General features: G+C 50.3%; 13 protein-coding genes and 7 pseudogenes. All 20 read right to left on the reverse strand.

Annotation, left to right across the window (positions count from 1 at the left end):
* A pseudogene (locus tag ACNQPL_RS26050) lies at positions 1-254 on the reverse strand (DUF6531 domain-containing protein); the annotation flags it as partial.
* Between the two features lie 187 nt (positions 255-441).
* Positions 442-825 (reverse strand): hypothetical protein, encoded by a 384-nt coding sequence (locus ACNQPL_RS26055; RefSeq protein WP_416468324.1) that lies wholly within the window; start codon positions 823-825, stop codon positions 442-444.
* A gap of 56 nt (positions 826-881) precedes the next feature.
* Positions 882-1,198 (reverse strand): annotated as a pseudogene (locus ACNQPL_RS26060) (hypothetical protein); the annotation flags it as partial.
* Positions 1,197-1,805, reverse strand: coding sequence for a hypothetical protein (locus ACNQPL_RS26065; RefSeq protein WP_416468325.1), 609 nt, complete (start codon positions 1,803-1,805; stop codon positions 1,197-1,199). The gene ACNQPL_RS26065 and the pseudogene ACNQPL_RS26060, both read right to left, overlap by 2 nt.
* A gap of 16 nt (positions 1,806-1,821) precedes the next feature.
* A pseudogene (locus tag ACNQPL_RS26070) lies at positions 1,822-3,651 on the reverse strand (RHS repeat-associated core domain-containing protein); the annotation flags it as partial.
* A gap of 285 nt (positions 3,652-3,936) precedes the next feature.
* Positions 3,937-4,242, reverse strand: a complete 306-nt coding sequence (locus ACNQPL_RS26075) for a hypothetical protein (protein ID WP_346616238.1) — start codon at positions 4,240-4,242, stop codon at positions 3,937-3,939.
* 391 nt (positions 4,243-4,633) lie between these two features.
* A pseudogene (locus ACNQPL_RS26080) lies at positions 4,634-7,257 on the reverse strand (RHS repeat-associated core domain-containing protein); the annotation flags it as partial.
* Positions 7,258-7,314: 57 nt separating this feature from the next.
* A complete protein-coding gene (locus ACNQPL_RS26085) occupies positions 7,315-7,881 on the reverse strand; it encodes a hypothetical protein (protein WP_416468326.1) in 567 nt (188 codons plus the stop codon).
* A gap of 252 nt (positions 7,882-8,133) precedes the next feature.
* The gene (locus tag ACNQPL_RS26090; RefSeq protein WP_416468327.1) at positions 8,134-8,664 is read right to left on the reverse strand and encodes a DUF4303 domain-containing protein; all 531 of its coding nucleotides are present in this window, start codon (positions 8,662-8,664) and stop codon (positions 8,134-8,136) included.
* Between the two features lie 42 nt (positions 8,665-8,706).
* Complete coding sequence (locus ACNQPL_RS26095) at positions 8,707-8,817, reverse strand: RHS domain-containing protein (protein ID WP_416468335.1); 111 nt, start codon at positions 8,815-8,817, stop codon at positions 8,707-8,709.
* A 44-nt stretch (positions 8,818-8,861) separates the two neighbouring features.
* Positions 8,862-9,709: pseudogene (locus ACNQPL_RS26100) on the reverse strand (hypothetical protein); the annotation flags it as partial.
* Positions 9,710-9,847: 138 nt separating this feature from the next.
* Entirely contained in the window at positions 9,848-10,444 is a 597-nt protein-coding gene (locus tag ACNQPL_RS26105; protein ID WP_416468328.1) for an SMI1/KNR4 family protein, read from the reverse strand.
* Between the two features lie 2 nt (positions 10,445-10,446).
* Positions 10,447-10,590 (reverse strand): annotated as a pseudogene (locus ACNQPL_RS26110) (hypothetical protein); the annotation flags it as partial.
* Between the two features lie 232 nt (positions 10,591-10,822).
* The gene (locus tag ACNQPL_RS26115; RefSeq protein WP_416468329.1) at positions 10,823-11,251 is read right to left on the reverse strand and encodes a hypothetical protein; all 429 of its coding nucleotides are present in this window, start codon (positions 11,249-11,251) and stop codon (positions 10,823-10,825) included.
* Positions 11,252-11,585: 334 nt separating this feature from the next.
* Positions 11,586-12,182, reverse strand: a complete 597-nt coding sequence (locus ACNQPL_RS26120; RefSeq protein WP_416468330.1) for a hypothetical protein — start codon at positions 12,180-12,182, stop codon at positions 11,586-11,588.
* Between the two features lie 149 nt (positions 12,183-12,331).
* A complete protein-coding gene (locus ACNQPL_RS26125) occupies positions 12,332-12,859 on the reverse strand; it encodes a hypothetical protein (protein ID WP_416468331.1) in 528 nt (175 codons plus the stop codon).
* 1,359 nt (positions 12,860-14,218) lie between these two features.
* Positions 14,219-14,779 carry a hypothetical protein gene (locus ACNQPL_RS26130; protein WP_416468332.1) on the reverse strand — a complete coding sequence of 187 codons (561 nt, stop codon included), beginning with the start codon at positions 14,777-14,779 and terminating at the stop codon, positions 14,219-14,221.
* Between the two features lie 215 nt (positions 14,780-14,994).
* Positions 14,995-16,434 (reverse strand): annotated as a pseudogene (locus ACNQPL_RS26135) (type IV secretion protein Rhs); the annotation flags it as partial.
* 236 nt (positions 16,435-16,670) lie between these two features.
* On the reverse strand, positions 16,671-17,225 hold the full coding sequence (locus tag ACNQPL_RS26140; protein ID WP_416468333.1) for a hypothetical protein: 555 nt from the start codon (positions 17,223-17,225) through the stop codon (positions 16,671-16,673).
* The coding region (locus tag ACNQPL_RS26145) for an RHS repeat-associated core domain-containing protein (RefSeq protein ID WP_416468334.1) at positions 17,218-18,659 on the reverse strand (1,442 nt) is incomplete at its 5' end. The genes ACNQPL_RS26145 and ACNQPL_RS26140, both read right to left, overlap by 8 nt.

Here is an 18,659-nt window from a genome sequence, read left to right on the forward strand (position 1 = left end):
GTTGTCGGTGAGGTAGACGAAGTTGCCGCTGCGGCGAAGGCTTTGTTCCCACGGCAGTACCCAGCCGCGGCCGAGCACGCTGTCGACGGTGAGGTCGCTGGCGTAGAAGCGAGACCATTCGATCGGCATCAGGCCTGGCAGGCTGAAGTCGATTTCGTCGGGGATCAGTTTACGGCCGGTGGTGAGGCGACCGGTTCGACCACGTAGCGGCTGGCGACTTCAACAGCGATTAAGCCTGCGGTGAACTTGAGGGCACGCCACGATGGATTTCTTGGCGGACTTAATTTGTTACGGAACGTTCACGATGACGATTGGTTATCGTGAGGCGTTATACGCCTCACGATATTAATTTAAAATTTTAAAGATCGCGTGATGCTCCAATCCCGCACCACAATCAGCTCTCACCTGCACTCAAATCGCCGCTTATAACATCAAGCAATTTTAAAGCAGAAGCACTACTTGACTGCCAGTGAATATCTTGCTCAAGTAAGTATGCAGCTTAGATATTTCGTCCTTCGTCACTCCATGCCCCAGCGGGAATTCACCAACAATTTTGGCTCCGCCAAAGTGATCGACGAATTTTGGCTTTACAAGCACCTCCAGATAATCCTGATTCAGAACAACAGCTTTAATCGCGTCGGCTGCTTCATATTGAGACTTGCCAGTTTGTAACCCAATGCATTGATCTACAGCTTCATTATCTTCATCGTCTAAGCGACTTATTATTATGAAGTTTTTAGGATCGAACGCATCGTCGCCCAATGCCACTGTTAGAACACCATCTTCCTCATAACATTCGACTGTCGCAACCATGAATTTAATCATATTGTCCTACTCACCCACACCCAGCCCCAGAGATCCTACCAACATTCTTCGCCTTTGCGGCCGAGGCCGTTGAAAGTTAAGGATTCTGCCGTGCCATCCGGGTGGTGGCTACCCAGCACTTCGCCGTCGGGTTATCCCTCCAGCGTAGTGGTCTGGTTCATCGCATCGGTGACGGCGATCAGGTGCTGCAGCTCATCGTAGCGGTAATAGGTGCTTTTCCCCGAGCAGTCCTCAAAGCGATCAACCTGGGCGTAGGCGTTCCACCACAGGTACTTGGACACGAAGTGGGCATCAATGACGGTGTGCGGCTAGCCGTCTTCCCCGTTTAGATACTCAGTCTTGCGGCCCAGGGATCGATTTCGATTATCAGGTTAACATGGAAAACGTTGTTCTTGATAACCTTCAGGGAAAACATTCACTATCCGAACCAGCTCATCACCGTTATATTCAAAAACAACCTCGAACTCGGAGAACTCGCTATTTGAATGCTCTTTTTGCCGTATTTTTATTTTCTCCAGCTGTGTACTAGAGTACTCATATAGCGATTCGCTACAGCCAAACGCCCCCCAATTTAAATCTCGAGATATCAGCCCCCCCTCGACCTCAGACAACAAGATATTTCTCAGCTTACCGACGCTGGTAAAATGTATACGTTCAATCGAGCCATCGTTATATTTATAAAACTCTTTACTCACTATATTTTCTGACTGGCCATACACTTCCACAAACAGGATTCGCTCGCCTTCATCGAGATGATATACGTGCGTATTTTTTATACTTGCAGGTAACTTTTTTAACACCCTACCCTTTTTAAAACCTGCGCGCTCAATCTCATACGGGCAAATATTATAAAAAGGTCCTTTGGTTATTACTTTCCTAGATACCTGTGACAGCGCCTCAGACAAGTAATCCGCCCTAAAACTAGCGGAATTGGATTCAATTCTTTCAAATTTCTTTTTAAGGTAATTTAATTCGCCCACCAAGTCACCTCACTAATCAAAACAAACCACGAGCGATTTCTGAGTTAATTTTATTCAGCTCACTCAAGAAGTCAGTGCTATTATTTACTGAAATTAGTCTATCATAAACCTTTTGCTTGTAGGCGTTCGTATGGATGCTCGCGTGATTAGGCAGCGTACTACCTGCAGGAAGTTTTACCTTGCTATTAGATGGCAAGAATATTCCATTTTCCGCTGTATTAATGTCGATATTTAATTTATTCATTTTAGTTTGAAGAGCAACCATCCGCACATCTGTAGAGTTAGACATCACAATATGGTGAGCCGAATTCTTGAAAGCAGGCTCGGACTTGCCTGCCGCAACCATATTTGCTCTGAAAGCTTTAGCATCAGTCGAACATGTCAACCCCCATGGATCGATCCACACCACGGAGTTCATAGCGTATTTATAGAGATTAAAACTGCCACTCAGGCCAATTGGATCTTGAGTAATGAAGCGTCCAACTCCAGAGTCGTAGTACCTAAATGTGTTGTAGTGCAAGCCAGTTTCAGCATCAGAGTACTGGCCTTGGAAACGCAGATTCTGCTCGACTTCATTGATCGTCAGTTGCTCAATCGCCCCCCAAGACCGATACGTCGCCTGCCAAACAATCTCACCCTCGCTATTGCTCATTTCTAGGGGCGTACCGATCTGATCGGTGTGGAAGTAGTAGATCTTCTGCTCTTGTCCCTCCGCCTGATCAACACGAGCCAACGGCGCATAGCTACCCGGCTCATAGCAATACAGGATGTTCTGCTCAGGCGTTTCCTCACGCAGCATCCTCAGCCCTTGCCAGAGGAAGTGCTTCTGCTCCGTGATGCCGTTGATCTCGGATTGCTTGGCTACCCGCCGCCCTAGGCTGTCATAGCGATACTTGCCTGTGCTCGCCAACTTGCCGTTGACCAGTGTCTCCGCCCGAACCAGCCGGTTCTCGCAGTCATAGCTAAAACTCTGAAGCTTGCTATGCCCCGAGCGCTTTTCGATCAGGTTGCCCCACGGATCATAGCGATACTTCTGATCCCGCCAACGCTTGATGCGGTTGTCTTGGACCTTATCAAACTGACGCGCATTGAAGTCCAAGCGGTTGGCCGCAGCGTCATAGCGGAACTCTTCGCTACCTACGAGGGAACCGGTATCACGGCTGTGCAACTGGCCGTTGGCTTCGTATTCGTACTTGATCTCCCCGCGTAGCTTGTCCAGCGTACGCACCAACTCCCCGGCCGGGTCGTACTGGTAACGGCGGTGAATCGGGTTGTAGGCATGTTCCACCAACAACGACGTATTGATGCCGGGGTTGTGCACTTGAGACAGCTTGTCGGCGGGTAGCGTTGACGCAAACTGCCACGCTTTGCGCCCCATGGCGTCGTAATCAAAGCAACTGGTCAGCTTGCCCTGGGTACGGAACACCTCGCGGTGCAGGTCATCGCGCTCCATGTCGCTGATGACCTGGCCGTCCAGGTTCATCTGGTGCAGGTGGCCGCTGCCGTAGTACAGGTGGTTGACCTTGCGGCCATCCGGCAGGGTCAGTGTGGTCAGGTTGCTCAGTGGGTCGTATTCGTAGCCGAGCACGCCCTGTGGGGTGATTTCCTGGGTCAGTCGGCCCAGCAGGTCGCAGGTGTACTCCAGCTTTTCTTCGGTGATGCCGAGTTGTTTGCCGATGCCGCTGGGTTGCCGCTGAATGCTCAGCAACCGGTCGACATCGTCATACGCATAGTCTTGTCGCGCATCGCGGTTGAGCTTGGCCATCAGCCGGCCAATCGGATCGCGTTCGAACAGCGTTTCGCGCTGGGGCTGTTCGCTATTCTCGCCGTAACCGGTTTGTGAGATCCCTTCTCGTACAGAGCCTAAAACTTTATCGAGCACCGGCAGGAACGATAATTCTCGGCAGCCGAGAGCGACAACAATTTGATTACACCCAGAGTGGTTGTGAAAAAATGGGGCTTCATCAGCCCCATACACAATTCCATTCCTTTGTTAAAGAGCATTATAGGGCCAGCCCAATAACTTACGTACCCCTCCTATCTAACCACCAATTTGGTTAACCGCACCAACCGACAAGCACACACACCAAAGAAGAAGCCTGATGTTACGCCAGCAAAAAAAGCCTGAAACTCAGTCAAGGAAATCGTCATTTTCTCGATAATAAATCACGCCACCGATGTAGTCACTCAAGTGTTGGCGAGTCGGTCTTTTATCAAGAATTGAAACAATATCTAAAAGGGTTGGACACTCAACGAAAGTCTTTTTGGTTTTCTCGAAATCAATCTGTTCGAGCTCAGTTTCGGCGAGGTGGTAATTAGCTTCAGCAATCGAAGCCTCGGACCCCACATCAATACCTCGATCAATAAAAATCCACCCAGTGACTGGAAGCTGATTGACGTCCTTCAGGAGTGCGGCAAACCCATTATATGTTTTCATCATATCTCCATCATCTACAGGCGGTACCACCGCCCCATTTATTACGACCACCCGTACCATCAGGGTGATATATTTTGTGATAGGTTTTGTGATCAAGCCTATCTACCAATTGCAGGGAGCCAGGGCTATCACCATGGTGCCAAGTTAGCTTCGGAGGTGAATCTCCTGAGAAGCTACCATCAATACGAGGTTGCACATGCTTAGTGATGCCGGGATATTTTGCCTCAATTGTGGCTTTGAAATCGGCATCAACATTCATGCGCTCATACACCGATTGATTGGCGAGACTGAAATGGGTGGCGTCATTAAGTTTAAACTCAGAGGGCGCCAACGTTTTCTCATGAAATATGTCATATACGCCAAGCTGACGAACACCTTCTCCGTTATACCAGCCCAGAGGATCTATCCATCGTATTGGATTAGGTGCGTAAAAATATAGATTCACACTTCCATGCAGACCGATCGGATCCTGAGTATTAAAACGACCAGTCTCCGGCGAATAATATCTAAAAGTATTGTAATGCAGTCCCGTCTCGTCATCATAGTACTGACCTTGGAAACGCAGATTCTGCTCAACATCCTTGACCGCAAGCTGTTCGAGCGCGCCCCATGGCCGATAGGTCGCCTGCCAGACGATCTCGCCTTCGCTGCTACTTAACTCCAGCGGCGTCCCAATGTGATCCGTATGGAAGTAATAGACCTTTTGCTCGTCCCCTTCCGCCTGATCCACCCGTGCCAACGGCGCATAGCTACCCGGCTCGTAGAAATACAAAATGCTCTGCCCCGGCGTCTCCTCGCGCAGCATCCTCAGCCCTTGCCAAAGGAAGCGCTTCTGCTCCGTGATGCCGTTGATCTCGGATTGCTTGACTACCCGGCGCCCTAGGCTGTCATAGCGATACGTACTGATGCTTTCCAACTTACCGTTGAGCATTGTTTCTGCCCGCACCAGCCGGTTCTCGCAGTCATAGCTAAAGCTCTGGAGCTTGCGATGCCCCGAGCGCTTCTCGATCAGGTTACCCCACGGGTCGTAGCGGTATTCCTGATCCCGCCAACGCTTGATGCGGTTGTCTTTGACCTTCTCCAGTTGCCGCGCATTGAAGTCCAGCCGGTTGGCTGCCGGGTCGTAGCGGAACTCTTCGCTGCCTACGAGGGAGCCGGTATCGCGGCTATGCAACTGGCCGTTGGCTTCGTATTCGTACTTGATCTCGCCACGCAGCTTGTCCAGCGTGCGCACCAATTCGCCCGCCGGGTCGTACTGGTAGCGACGGTGAATCGGGTTGTAGGCATGCTCCACCAGCAACGAGGTGTTGATACCGGTGTTGTGCACCTGCGACAGCTTTTCTGCCGGCAGGGTCGATGCAAACTGCCAGGCCTTGCGTCCCATCGCATCGTAACCAAAGCAACTGGTGAGCTTGCCCTGGGTGCGGAACACCTCCCGGTGCAGGTCATCGCGCTCCATGTCGCTGATCACCTGGCCGTCCAGGTTCAGCTGGTGCAGGTGGCCGCTGCCGTAGTACAGGTGGTTGACCTTGCGCCCGTCCGGCAGGGTCAGTGTGGTCAGGTTGCTCAGCGGGTCGTATTCGTAGCCGAGCACGCCTTGTGGGGTGGTTTCCTGGGTCAGTCGGCCCAGCAGGTCGTAGGCGTACTCCAGCTTTTCTTCGATGATGCCGAGTTGTTTGCCGATGCCGCTGGGTTGACGTTGGATGCTTAGCAACCGGTCGACATCGTCATAGGCATAGTCTTGTCGCGCATCGCGGTTGAGCTTGGCCATCAGCCGGCCAATCGGATCGCGTTCGAACAGCGTTTCGCGCTGGGGCTGTTCACCGTTCTCGCCGTAGCCGATTTCGTCCAGCCGGGTCAGATGACCGCCGTCGTTGTAGGTGAAGCGCCGGGTCAGGTTGTCCACCCGCACTTCTTCAATCAGCCGGTCCGAGGCATCGTAGGCAAAGCGGTACGGCATGCTGTTTTCGTTGACCAGCGCGGTCAGGCGCACGGCCTTGTCGTACTCATAGCGAACTTGCTGACCTTTGGCATCCTGGCGGCTGCTCGGCAGGCCTCGGGCGGTGCGCAGCAAACGTGTAGTCTGGCCCTTGCCATCGGTGTGGCTCAGCACCTGGCCGTAGACGTTGTAGGTAAAGGTCTCTGCCGTGCCGTCCGGATGGTCGATCTTGACCACCTCCCCGTCCGGTTTGCGTTCCAGCGTGGTGGTCTGGTTCAGCGCATCGGTCACCGCCACCAGGTGCTGACGCTCGTCATAGCGGTAGTAGGTGCTCTTGCCCGAACAGTCCTGGAAACGCTCGACCTGGGCCAGGGTGTTCCACCACAGGTACTTGGACTTGTACGTCGCGTCGATGATGGTGTGCGGCAGGCCATCTTCGCCGTTGAGGTACTCGGTCATCTGGCCCAGCGCATCGAACTCGGCCAGCAGGTTGCCCTTGTCGTCGTAGCGCGCCTGCCACGTGCTGCCGTCCGGGTAGGTCACCTTGGTCACCAAGGTGGTCAGGTGGTGGTATTCGTAGGCGATGGTGCGGCCCAGCGGGTCGGTTTCTTCGAGCAGGCGGACGAACTCGTCGTACTTGAAGTGCAGCTGGTTGCCGTCCGGCAGGGTCAGGCCGACCATGTTGCCGAAATCGTCCAGGTCGATGGCGTAGCGCTCGCCGCCGTAGTCGCGGCTGGCAATGACGCGGTGGTCGTCGTTGTACTGCACCTCCAGCTCGCGGCCGAGTACGTCCGTGGCCCAGCTGATGCGCTGGGTGAAGTCGTAGCGGAAATGGAAGTGCTCGCTGTCGCTGGTCCAGTGCTCGACCACGCGGGGTTGGCCATCAAGGGTTTCCCAGCGGTAATGGCAGGTCAGGCCCAGAGCATTACTGTGGCTTGCCATTACACCGTCGGCGTAGCTGAAGCTGCGCACGGTGTCGCCGTTGCGGTTGATCACCGTGCTGAGCTGGCCGTGTTCGTCGTAGCGGTCAGCGTTTCGACAGCCTCGTTGCCGACCACACACTTGATGTCGGTCACGAGGGTGCGGGTGAGAAATACGTCTCCAATAAACCCCATCTCATCCCTGCAAAGTCTCTAGGTGCCACCCAACTCAAAGCCTACATCATCTACAGAGGCGTCTTCAGGAACACCAGGCAAGCTGTCCACGGCTTGAAGCTTCAACTCATAGCCACAGGTTGATAATGGTTGACGAAGCCCAGCATATCCCTTAATCGTTAAACTATAAAGGCCTGATTCAACTTCAAGGAAATCGTTACCCGGAAGTCGAGAATCGTAATTGGCCTTGTAGTTCAAAAAAAAGTCATCATCCCAGTCTAAAAGAGCATTTAAATCAGAGACAATCAATATACCCGATTCGACCTTGAGCGGAAAGCCAGAGTAAGAAAATGCTGGTGCTGGCAACTCATACCCAGCACCATTTGCGCCCTCAATGAAGACTGAGTAATCCTGCTCTGATATCTGATAAATCGGACATATCACACCATTTTCAATGGCTGACCTGCCCAGGCTCGGGTTTTGAATGAACTGCTCAAATACGTTCACTTCCATCACGCCACTATACTTGATGAAGCTTGACAAGACCGCCGGATCAAACAATACGATCCCCGGCGAAAACAGTTCAACCTGTGCACTTTGCTTCATTATCCACATCCTCCGGAAGAATTACCATTTGGAGCCTTACCAAGTGACTTATTGAGTGCTTCACCGATTGTAACGTTTTTCGCAAAAGCCTCGCCAGTACGCGGAATTTTCCCGTGCCACCGTTTAAGCGTTACTCCAACCACATATCAAAACCGCAACATATAAACCTTAACTTTCGGATGACTGGTAATTATAATCGCTCAATTTTTAGCCCATCTTACTGCCGATCATCTAACGCTCACGAAAACATAATCAGGCTTCATACCTGCTTGAAAACTCTTCATAAATATCCAAAGAATTAAGCCTGCAAACCGTTCTATTTTCAAGCTCTTCAGCAGCGTCATCATCGGTAACGCTGACAAACAAAATAGGTTCTGTCACCAAAAAGCTCTGAAAGAAGCCTGTCTCTCGCAACGAACTTAAAATGCTTGTCATGGCAGAATAAAGCCCCTCCCTGAATGTCGAAATATCAGTACGCTCACTGTCCAATCTCAACTCCTTACAAGCATTTTTAAACAGATCCCTACGCCAGCCCTCATACACCCACTCTGAAGTAGCCCACTTGAAATACGGGAAGGAATCCTCGCGGTCCTCCTCATCTTCTTTCTGAACTTTTAGATCCAATGCTTCGAGAGAGTTGCCTGCAACGGCAATAGTCATTGCACTGCTGTCAGTATAAAGAGAAAATGCGTAAAATCTTTCGTCAGAGTGCGCCCGCTGCAACTCATCCAAAGCTTGTTTGACAAGCGGCGTAATTTCGCCTTCGAATTCCGTCCAGTTCATCATCTACTCCTACAAAGTCCTAAAAAAGTCAACACCTATTTTTTAAACAATCTGACCCTCGCTATCCGTTAGTCCCAGCGGAGTACCAATCTGGTCAGTGTGGAAGTAGTAGACCTTCTGATCTTGTCCCTCCGCCTGATCAAAACGTGGCAGTTTGCGTCAACGTTACCCGCCGACCAGCTGTCGCAAGTGCACCGCTGTTTACCCAGACTGCTCGGCATGCGCTGAATACTCAGTACACGGTCGGCCTCGTCGTACTCGAAATCCTGGCGTGCATCACGGTTGACCTTGGCCAGCAAGCGGCCAATCGCGTCACGCTCGAACAGCGTATTGCGCTCCGGGCGCTCGCCGTTTTCGCCATAGCCGATTTCGTCCAGGCGCACCAGATTGCCGCCAGCGTCATAGCTGAAGCGCCGGGTCAGGTTGTCCACCCGCACTTCTTCACTCAGGCGGTCCGAGGCGTCATAGGCGAAGCGGTAGGCCGCGCTGTTTTCGTTGACCAACACAGTCAGGCGAATCGCTTTGTCGTATTCGTAACGAATCCACTGCCCTTTGGCATCCTGGCGGCTGCTGGGCAAGCCACGCGAGGTGCGCTGCAGACGTGTGGTCTGGCCTTTGCCGTCGGTGTGGGTCAGTACCTGGCCAAGGGCGTTGTAGGTAAAGGATTCTGCCGTGCCATCCGGGTGGTGGATACGCAGCACTTCGCCGTCGGGTTTGCGCTCCAGCGTGGTGGTCTGGTTCAACGCATCGGTGACGGCGATCAGGTGTTGCCGCTCATCGTAGCGGTAGTAGGTGCTTTTGCCCGAGCAGTCCTGGAAGCGATCGGCCTGGACGTAGGCGTTCCACCATAGGTGTTGGGCTTGCAGTTGGATAACCCATGCCGTAGCGCTTGCCGCCTAAGTCGCGGCTGGCGATTACACGTAGGCCTTCGTTGTAGTGGGTCTCCAGCTCGCGGACCAGTATATCGGTGACCCAGCTGGTGGGCTGGGCGACGTCGTAACGGATAATGGTAATCCTCGCCGTCGCTGGTCCAGTGTTCGACTATACAGCTCATACTAACAGGCAGAGTTAGAAACAGCATGAAGCACTATTATACACACTTAGTTATTAAAGAGCACAACCACGCCAAACCCCAGTGACATGTGACAAAGCAGAAACTCACAACCAAAAAATTTAGCGAGCATCACTTAAACTCAATAAGATGCGAAAACCTAATCAAAACATCTTCATATTTCTGCAAGTACACAGACCTCATGACAACTTTCCCAGGCTCACTTAATATCGACCTCAAGTGCACTACCGACAAATCAACTCCCAACAATTTCTTTATACCAACCACCTCATCAAGAGTAGGCTTGCAGCCGCCTATGGTTATAATGTCTCCTATCCCGCCACCCGAGCTACCCTTCTCACCATCGTCCTCTATAAAATCTAAGAGTTTATCGAGAGTTCCAAATTGATCGGAACCTTCTAGCGACACACTTCCTGAATCCACGAGAAAAATATTGCCCGATCCGTTTTTATCTATCAATAACACTCGACCGCCAGAGTCATCCCCAACGGCAATCATGCCTCTGAAATTCTTGTCAATTGCAAATGTCTGATTACGTTCCTCAACGTCACCTACCGAATAGATCGACACCTGATCATTCAAGAGAGACCCATCGCTTTTCTTCCAGAAATCGACGATCCAAGACGCGCTGGAAATACCAAGGCGCTTACATAATTCTCCAATACTTGCTTCAGAGGCACCATCATGACTCTCAGAAAATATCATCATTACTAAAACGCTCCCAAAGCTTCGTAGTATTTATATGATTTACTTGCTGCACGTTGAGCAGCGCTTGGACTAACTCCGGCGTCGATCATTTCCCTGTACGCGACGTTGAACTCGTCGCGCAATGTCCCTCCAAATCCTGAAACCCTACGCCTGGTGCGCTACATCGACGAAAACATAGCATGCGATTCACCAGAACTGCCTTTTAGCAGAATAGCTGGCGCACTATTCCTTTTCTATCCTTTCACATTGAGCTTGGCCCACTCATGCTGAATAAAATGGCACACTCCTAGCATCACACCAACTAATAAACCAACACTACACCGAACTTCAAGAGACTTATAAAGGTATTATAACAATATGCAATTTGACGCACCTTGCTCAGAAAAGCTCCTTGACATCTTCATCGCCCATCTGCTCATAAGGGGGCAAGCCTAAAGATTCATTCTCTGATATTTTTCTCTCATCCTCATTTACATCAATGCTTTTCAAGTCGTATGGTGGAGTACCGAATACAAATCTCAACTGATCTACTTTATCGTCATTTTCTCCTGTCGCATTGTCGATCACAGACCACTCCCCCTCTCCCATCTCTAACAATGAATATGTATCCAGTATAACAGGGTATTTTTTTATCGTCTTTATGACAGATACGCCCTCTATTGGGGACCCTGCAGTTTCACAATAAATCTCAGAGACGTAGCCGAGCTCTATCTGCCTTATCAATCTCGCAAACCCGTAAACTCCCTCGTCAACTTTAAAAGCAAGGATACTACCCGAAGCATATTTGACAGATTTATTTTTACGCACTAGAGACCCCTCAAATTCACCTGAAACAGGTTCCACCTCATCAAATAATCTGAGACCATTAACTTTTAGAGACGACTCAATTATATACAGTACTCCACCAAATGAGGACTCCTACCCAAGGATTCGATATGAAACTCCTGTAGTTCGACCCACAGGTTCCCATTTCGATCTAAGGGTATGGCTCCGACAATTACTTCATGAGATACGCTTCCACCACATGCTAGCAAATCCGCGATCGCAATGACTTCCATTTCCAAATGGGCCATATAATTTCTCACGCAACGGTAATGCGTGCCTTTTTCCCGCGCAGTTCTGAATGCTTGACCTTGCGAGATCAACCCCATGGGGCATATACAAATCCTTCATCAATTTTTTCAAAATAGAGGCCAATGAAACTATTATTCAAATACGCCTCTCTAAACCCAGAAGAACAGACCATTTGCTTCAATTCTTCGCAGTAAAATAAATCATATTCTACATCTGACCTGGCGGCAAACCTATCTATTCGAGCATATAACGGAGACATATTTTGGCGTTCGTTCTCTGGACGCAAAAGCCCGTCATCCACCAATTCAAAGGTAGACAGATCAACATCTAGCAATGAACATCTACTAAGCACACAGAAAAAACTATAATCTTTTTCAGGCTTCGTTGAGCCGCGAAGCGAAATCGCCACAGGTATGCTCAGAAACTTACAATTCAATTTTTCGCATATTCGAATAAATTCCGATGACGCGAGATACTGCTCAAACATCACATCGACGTGAAGTTCATTCAAGTCAGTGTTCATTTTATAAAAATTTGAAAAGCCCAATACATCGGGATTCGCAATCACTTGATTAAACTCTGGCAATTTCGGGAGCCACACCTCATCAAAGAAAAGCGGAACATCATCGCTTTCCGCACAACTGAGTCTATAAAATTCTTTCATAAAAACTCACCGCAACCTTGAAATTGATGGATCAGTGTTAAACAGCCCGCTCTGAAGCCCGACCTCGCACGATCTGGACTCTTAACTAGAAATCATAGCGTGATATTAAATGCTCAACTCAAAAAAATTACTATAGCCAAAACGGAAAGCTACCGTGACCAACTAATTTCTAGCGAATCAGATTTGACTAGCTGTAAAAAAACTTTCTGTCTTTCATATTCAGCATCAACAAGGTTTTCCTCTAAATCGGACTCGCTAAAGCTCATAATATAATCCAATCTGTTGATCACATTCTCAGAGCAAGAATAGAAATCATCTTCACTATCCGCCAATATACCTTTTACAGCAAAAGTCGCTGCAGCAAGATAATCCGTCACTCCCTCGGATGCATCGATATCTGCCTCACTGACGGCGTCCACATCCCAATCCAATGACTCTAAAAACCTCAAATCGCCCTGCAATACATCTATATCGTAGTCATTCAGCCACAATTTCCTCGCCAGAGCGATAACTTTATCCTTGGCAGAGGCACCCAACTCCATATCAAAAAAGCTAATTAAGCCCGACTCAGTCTCGAAGAAATACAAACACCATGCACAAAATTTTGCTTTCTCATCTAGATCAAGCGTTCTCAGTGCATCTACAATCATTTGTTTTCTCTCGGATGGACATGCCATTTTCTACTCCCTGGTCAAACATTCCGCCAGCGATATCACATCAGGCTGACAGGCCGCGCATGAAGCATGCCTTTGAAGCCCTCCCCATGCCCCCGTCGTGACACCATCGAGTTTTCTGGAAGATTTCGCAAAATCATACCTTAAGCTTAATTTCAAACCTTTTGAAATCTTTAACAAAGTCTCTACCATTGAAAATGTTTTTCCTTAGGCTCTCTTAATTCTTGAAACAGTTCACGTTATGCGGGCGATAATCGCCCGACGTTACTAGCAGCAAACAACCGCGGCTTGCCGTCTACGTTTGCCTCAACAATCGAGACTCTTGCTGGTCCAGTACTCCACCACCCGGTGCTTGTCGCGCTGGGTTTGCCAGCGGTACTCTCAGATCAGATCAAGGGCATTGCTGTGGCGGACCATCAAAGCCTTCGCCGAAGTCTAAGCGCCGCCAATGTAATCGTCAGGTACTTCACCGAAGTATAGGAATTGTCCAGGGTCTGCAGTAGGTTTGTCCGCCTACGGTGCGGACCAAATGAGTTTTTCGTTCAGGTTGTAGATGCTTTGACCCGGTTCAAGGTCAATCAAAGGGACACTGCGCCCTTGGCTGTCGGTGTGGGAAAAGAAGCCTCCGCAGCGGCGCAGACTTGTATCCAAGTAGTACCGGCCTTGGCCCAGCACGCTGTCGATACTCAGTCAACTGGGGTAGAAGCGTGACCTCTCGATGGTCATCATCCCGGGCAGGTCGAAATCCGTTTCAACTGCCAGCAATTTACTGCAAGTCGTCATTTCGCCAGAATTACCGATAAAGCCGCCGATCGTATGTTCGATGGTCGGGCCAACGATGAAGCACCCGGCAAGGTACCTGCCCGCGATCGCCGCGCTAATAGCGCAGCAAGATGGAGAACAGGCACCTGATACATCAATCGAGGCTAATCTTGATCGACTTCAAGGTTAAGGCCGGAGCCCAAAAAAAACAAAGTGACTGATCCAAAGTTGGCAGCCACTTCCATCATCGTCAATGTTAATGAGCCTAAACCTGGGTAGGTTTTACACGCCATTGTAGCCGGAACTCAAAGCCACCATCAGTCAATATTATGGACGATTATTCACTATTGCTATTCCGTTGGCGAGCCGCGTTGCATCAGCAAACCGAACCAGGCCGGCAGGCGCTTAAATCATAACACCATAAACTCGCGGGACCCGATTTAATAATAAAAACCAAATAACTTACCACCTCACAGCACCCACCTTACTTAACACCTCAAACAATAATGAATTTCTTCTCGACCAGCGTTCTAAGCCCCCCTTCTATTGCCACCCTAACTTAAAGCCGGAGCTTAATTTATCCTAAATTTTAGGAATCACTTAAAGTTCATCTAGATCCGGGACGAATCGAATGCCTTTAACTGATTCCGCCTCCAGATTCTGTGCAAGGCGATCAGATAGAACAACATAAAATCTACTCTCAGACGCCCTAAAAATATCAAAAGCTGGCACCTTATTTAAAAGCGAAATTTTTTTGAATTTTTTTGGCCCATCTGGCATAGTTTTTATCAGCGGAACATAAACGCAATTTTTCATATCAAAAGCGAAATCCTTATTCAGGATATTTAAAACAAAATACTCACCAGCAACCTCGTCATTAACTATAATTTTGGCAGGTAATAGCTGTATGTCTTCAGGGCATTTATCTCTCAAAAGCCTAGCACAATGCGCACTAACCACATCAGGGCCATCACTAAAAAGGTAATCATAACTTTTGATTGACGCTATGCTAACTCGCCCTTTTACATTAAAGATAACAGAGGCAACATCACCATGAATTTTCTTACCTGTTGAGAACTCCATATAATCCACATTATGAGCATGATCATACTTAACCCAGTGATTTTCCGGATAGTTATCGGCTGGTACCAAAATTTTCATCTAGAAAACGCCTCTTATCAGTTTTTGTTCAGTTCTATTTTGCCACGCCGGAGATCTCGTCACGCCCTTCGAAATGACCAATAACGAGGGCCAGGTTATTTGGGAGGCGACCTGTCGCTTTTGGGGGCGCAACTGAGCAAATGACGGTCAATGAGGTGGAGCAGAACCTACGCTTCCAGAGCCAGTACTTTGATGCCAAAACTCGACTGCCCCTGCGCATAGTTTCCCGGCTCATACAAATACATCCCCGGCGTCTCCTCACGCAGCATCCGTAATCCTTGCCAGAGGAAATGCTTCTGCTCGGCAGTGCCATTGATCTCCGACCGCTTGGCAATCCGTCGCCCCAGGCTGTCATAGCGATACGCGCCGGTGCTTTCCAGCTTGCCATTCACCAGCGTCTCCGCTCGCACCAGCCGGTTCTCGCAGTCATAGCTAAAACTCTGCAACTTGCTATGCCCCGAGCGCTTCTCGATCAGGTTACCCCACGGGTCATAGCGGTACTCCTGATCCCGCCAACGCTTGATGCGGTTGTCTTTGACCTTCTCCAGTTGCCGCGCATTGAAGTCCAGCCGGTTGGCTGCCGGGTCGTAGCGGAACTCTTCGCTACCTACGAGGGAGCCAGTATCGCGGCTATGCAACTGGCCGTTGGCTTCGTATTCGTACTTGATCTCGCCGCGTAGCTTGTCCAGCGTGCGCACCAATTCGCCCGACGGATCGTATTGGTAGCGACGGTGAATCGGGTTGTAGGCATGCTCCACCAGCAACGAGGTGTTGATACCGGTGTTGTGCACCTGCGACAGCTTTTCTGCCGGCAGGGTCGATGCAAACTGCCAGGCTTTTCGTCCCATCGCGTCGTAACCGAAGCAACTGGCCAGCTTGCCCTGGGTACGGTACACCTCGCGGTGCAGGTCATCGCGCTCCATATCGCTGATGACCTGGCCGTCCAGGTTCAGCTGGTGCAGGTGGCCGCTGCCGTAGTACAGGTGGTTGACCTGGCGGCCATCCGGCAGGGTCAGTGTGGTCAGGTTGCTGAGCGGGTCGTACTCATAGTCCAGCGCACCGCTTGGGGTCAGCTCCTGCGTCAGGCGTCCCAGCAGGTCGTAGTGGTAACTCAGCTTTTCATCCGTGATGCCCAGCTGTTTACCCAGACTGCTCGGCGTGCGCTGAATACTCAGCAGCCGGTCGGCCTCGTCGTACTCGAAATCCTGGCGGGCATCGCGGTTGACCTTGGCCAGCAAGCGGCCAATCGCGTCACGCTCGAACAGCGTATTGCGCTCCGGGCGCTCGCCGCTTTCGCCATAGCCGATTTCGTCCAGGCGCACCAGATTGCCGCCAGCGTCATAGCTGAAGCGCCGGGTCAGGTTGTCCACCCGCTCTTCTTCACTCAGGCGGTCCGAAGCGTCATAGGCAAAGCGGTACGCCGCGCTGTTTTCGTTGACCAACGCGGTCAGGCGAATCGCTTTGTCGTACTCGTAACGAATCCACTGCCCTTTGGCATCCTGGCGGCTGCTGGGCAAGCCACGCGAGGTGCGCTGCAGACGCGTGGTCTGGCCTTTGCCGTCGGTGTGGGTCAGTACTTGGCCAAGGGCGTTGTAGGTAAAGGATTCTGCCGTGCCATCCGGGTGGTGGATACGCAGCACTTCACCATCGGGCTGCCAGCGGTACTCGCAGATCAGATCAAGTGCGTTGCTGTGGCGGGCCACGACTTACTGAACTGTCGGACCCAATGACCGTTCCGGTTGAACGTTAGTGGCAACTCGTCATAGGAAGAACAATCATTGATTAAGGCGGTGTTCAAGCCCCCCAAAAAAGGCTAAATTTTAAAAGAACAATCTGCCAACGACCATCAAGTCTCAACAGCGACGCATAACACCCGACTTACCAAAGGCCGCTATGCCTTGAACTGCAAGCCACAAATATTGTTTTCCTCAAAAATAGTTTTAACCCGAGCAGCCACAACAATGGTAGCGATTTCTTCCTCAGCCCTTACAATATCATTGGGCAAGTTAGCCCCCTCAGCCAACACAATCTTACTATACCATCTCGGCCCATCCGGCAAGTAACTAAGCAACGGCTCACTTTCAGACTTCTCTAAATCAAAAACAGCCGATCTAGTAACAACATTGAATATCTTATAGCCGGCATAGGAAACACCTGAAACTATTAATTCAGCATCAATAAACTGAACACCAGAAATACCCTCATTAACCATTAGCTCGTATAGTCGCGGCGAGATCAAATTTGGTCCATCACTAAAGAAAAAATCGTATGCCAATAACTTTGCAGCACTGATTCTTTTAGCACTCTCAAATCGGACAATTACAGATTTTGTTACAACCAAACCTTCCTTAAAGATACTTGAATCCTCGCCCGATAAAACCTTAGCTTTAAGCCAATAGCTTTCCGGATAGTCATCTGAAATACTCAGAATATAATTATTAGCCACAACCCACCCCTCGAACAGAATTTTTATTCAACATTGTTTTGCCGGAACGAAGACCTTTCCTCTCATCAACCATTACTCCATGGATAGCTTTCTGGTAATCGGTTTTACTCCAACCGTTCTTCTTACCATAATCATGGATAATATCCAGCTTTTTCTCAACGGCGGCAGTATACTGCGCATGAGAACCACGATGCACAGTTCGAGTAGGATGATTTTCCTCATACTTAGGCAAATATATTATATTAGACAGCTTGTGAATATTTACTTCTCCTGCCTGCATGGCCGCATGATTAGAAAGCTGCTGCGGAACAATATGGTGCTTTTGAAAGCCTTCAATTCCCGGCATTGTATTATAGGTAATCCAACCTAATGGATCCTGCCAGCTTACCGGATTAGGCGCATACTTATATAGGTTGACCCCCCCCACCAGCCCGATTGGGTCAATTGTTACATAGCGCCCTACTTCCGCATCATAATATCGGAATGTGTTGTAGTGCAGTCCAGTTTCGGCATCAAAGTACTGGCCCTGAAAGCGTAAGTTCTGCTCGACCTCATTGACCGTCATTTGATCAATCGCACCCCAAGAGCGATATGTCGCCTGCCAGACAATTTCGCCCTCATTGTTGCTCAACTCTAATGGCGTCCCAATCTGATCCGTATGGAAGTAGTAGACCTTCTGCCCTTCCCCTTCCGCCTGATCCACCCGCGCCAACGGCGCATAGCTGCCCGGCTCATACAAGTACAAGATGCTTTGCTCAGGCGTCTCCTCACGCAACATCCTCAGTCCTTGCCAGAGGAAGCGCTTCTGCTCCGTGATGCCGTTGATCTCGGATTGCTTGACTACCCGGCGCCCTAGGCTGTCATAGCGATACGTACCGATGCTTTCCAACTTACCGTTGAGCATTGTTTCCGCCCGCACCAGCCGGTTCTCGCAGTCATAGCTAAAACTCTGCAGCTTGCTATGCCCCGAGCGCTTCTCGATCAGATTACCCCACGGGTCGTAGCGGTATTCCTGATCCCGCCAACGCTTGATGCGGTTGTCTTTGACCTTCTCCAGTTGCCGCGCATTGAAGTCCAGCCGGTTGGCTGCCGGGTCGTAGCGGAACTCTTCGCTACCTACCAGGGAGCCCGTATCGCGGCTATGCAACTGGCCGTTGGCTTCGTATTCGTACTTGATCTCACCGCGCAGCTTGTCCAGCGTGCGCACCAATTCGCCCGCCGGGTCGTACTGGTAGCGACGGTGAATCGGGTTGTACGCATGCTCCACCAGCAACGACGTATTGATGCCGGTGTTGTGCACCTGCGACAGCTTTTCTGCCGGCAGGGTCGATGCAAACTGCCAGGCCTTGCGTCCCATCGCATCGTAACCAAAGCAACTGGTGAGCTTGCCCTGGGTGCGGAACACCTCCCGGTGCAGGTCATCGCGCTCCATGT

The sequence above is a fragment of the Pseudomonas sp. LFS044 genome, from assembly GCF_047978245.1.
Classification (GTDB): domain Bacteria; phylum Pseudomonadota; class Gammaproteobacteria; order Pseudomonadales; family Pseudomonadaceae; genus Aquipseudomonas.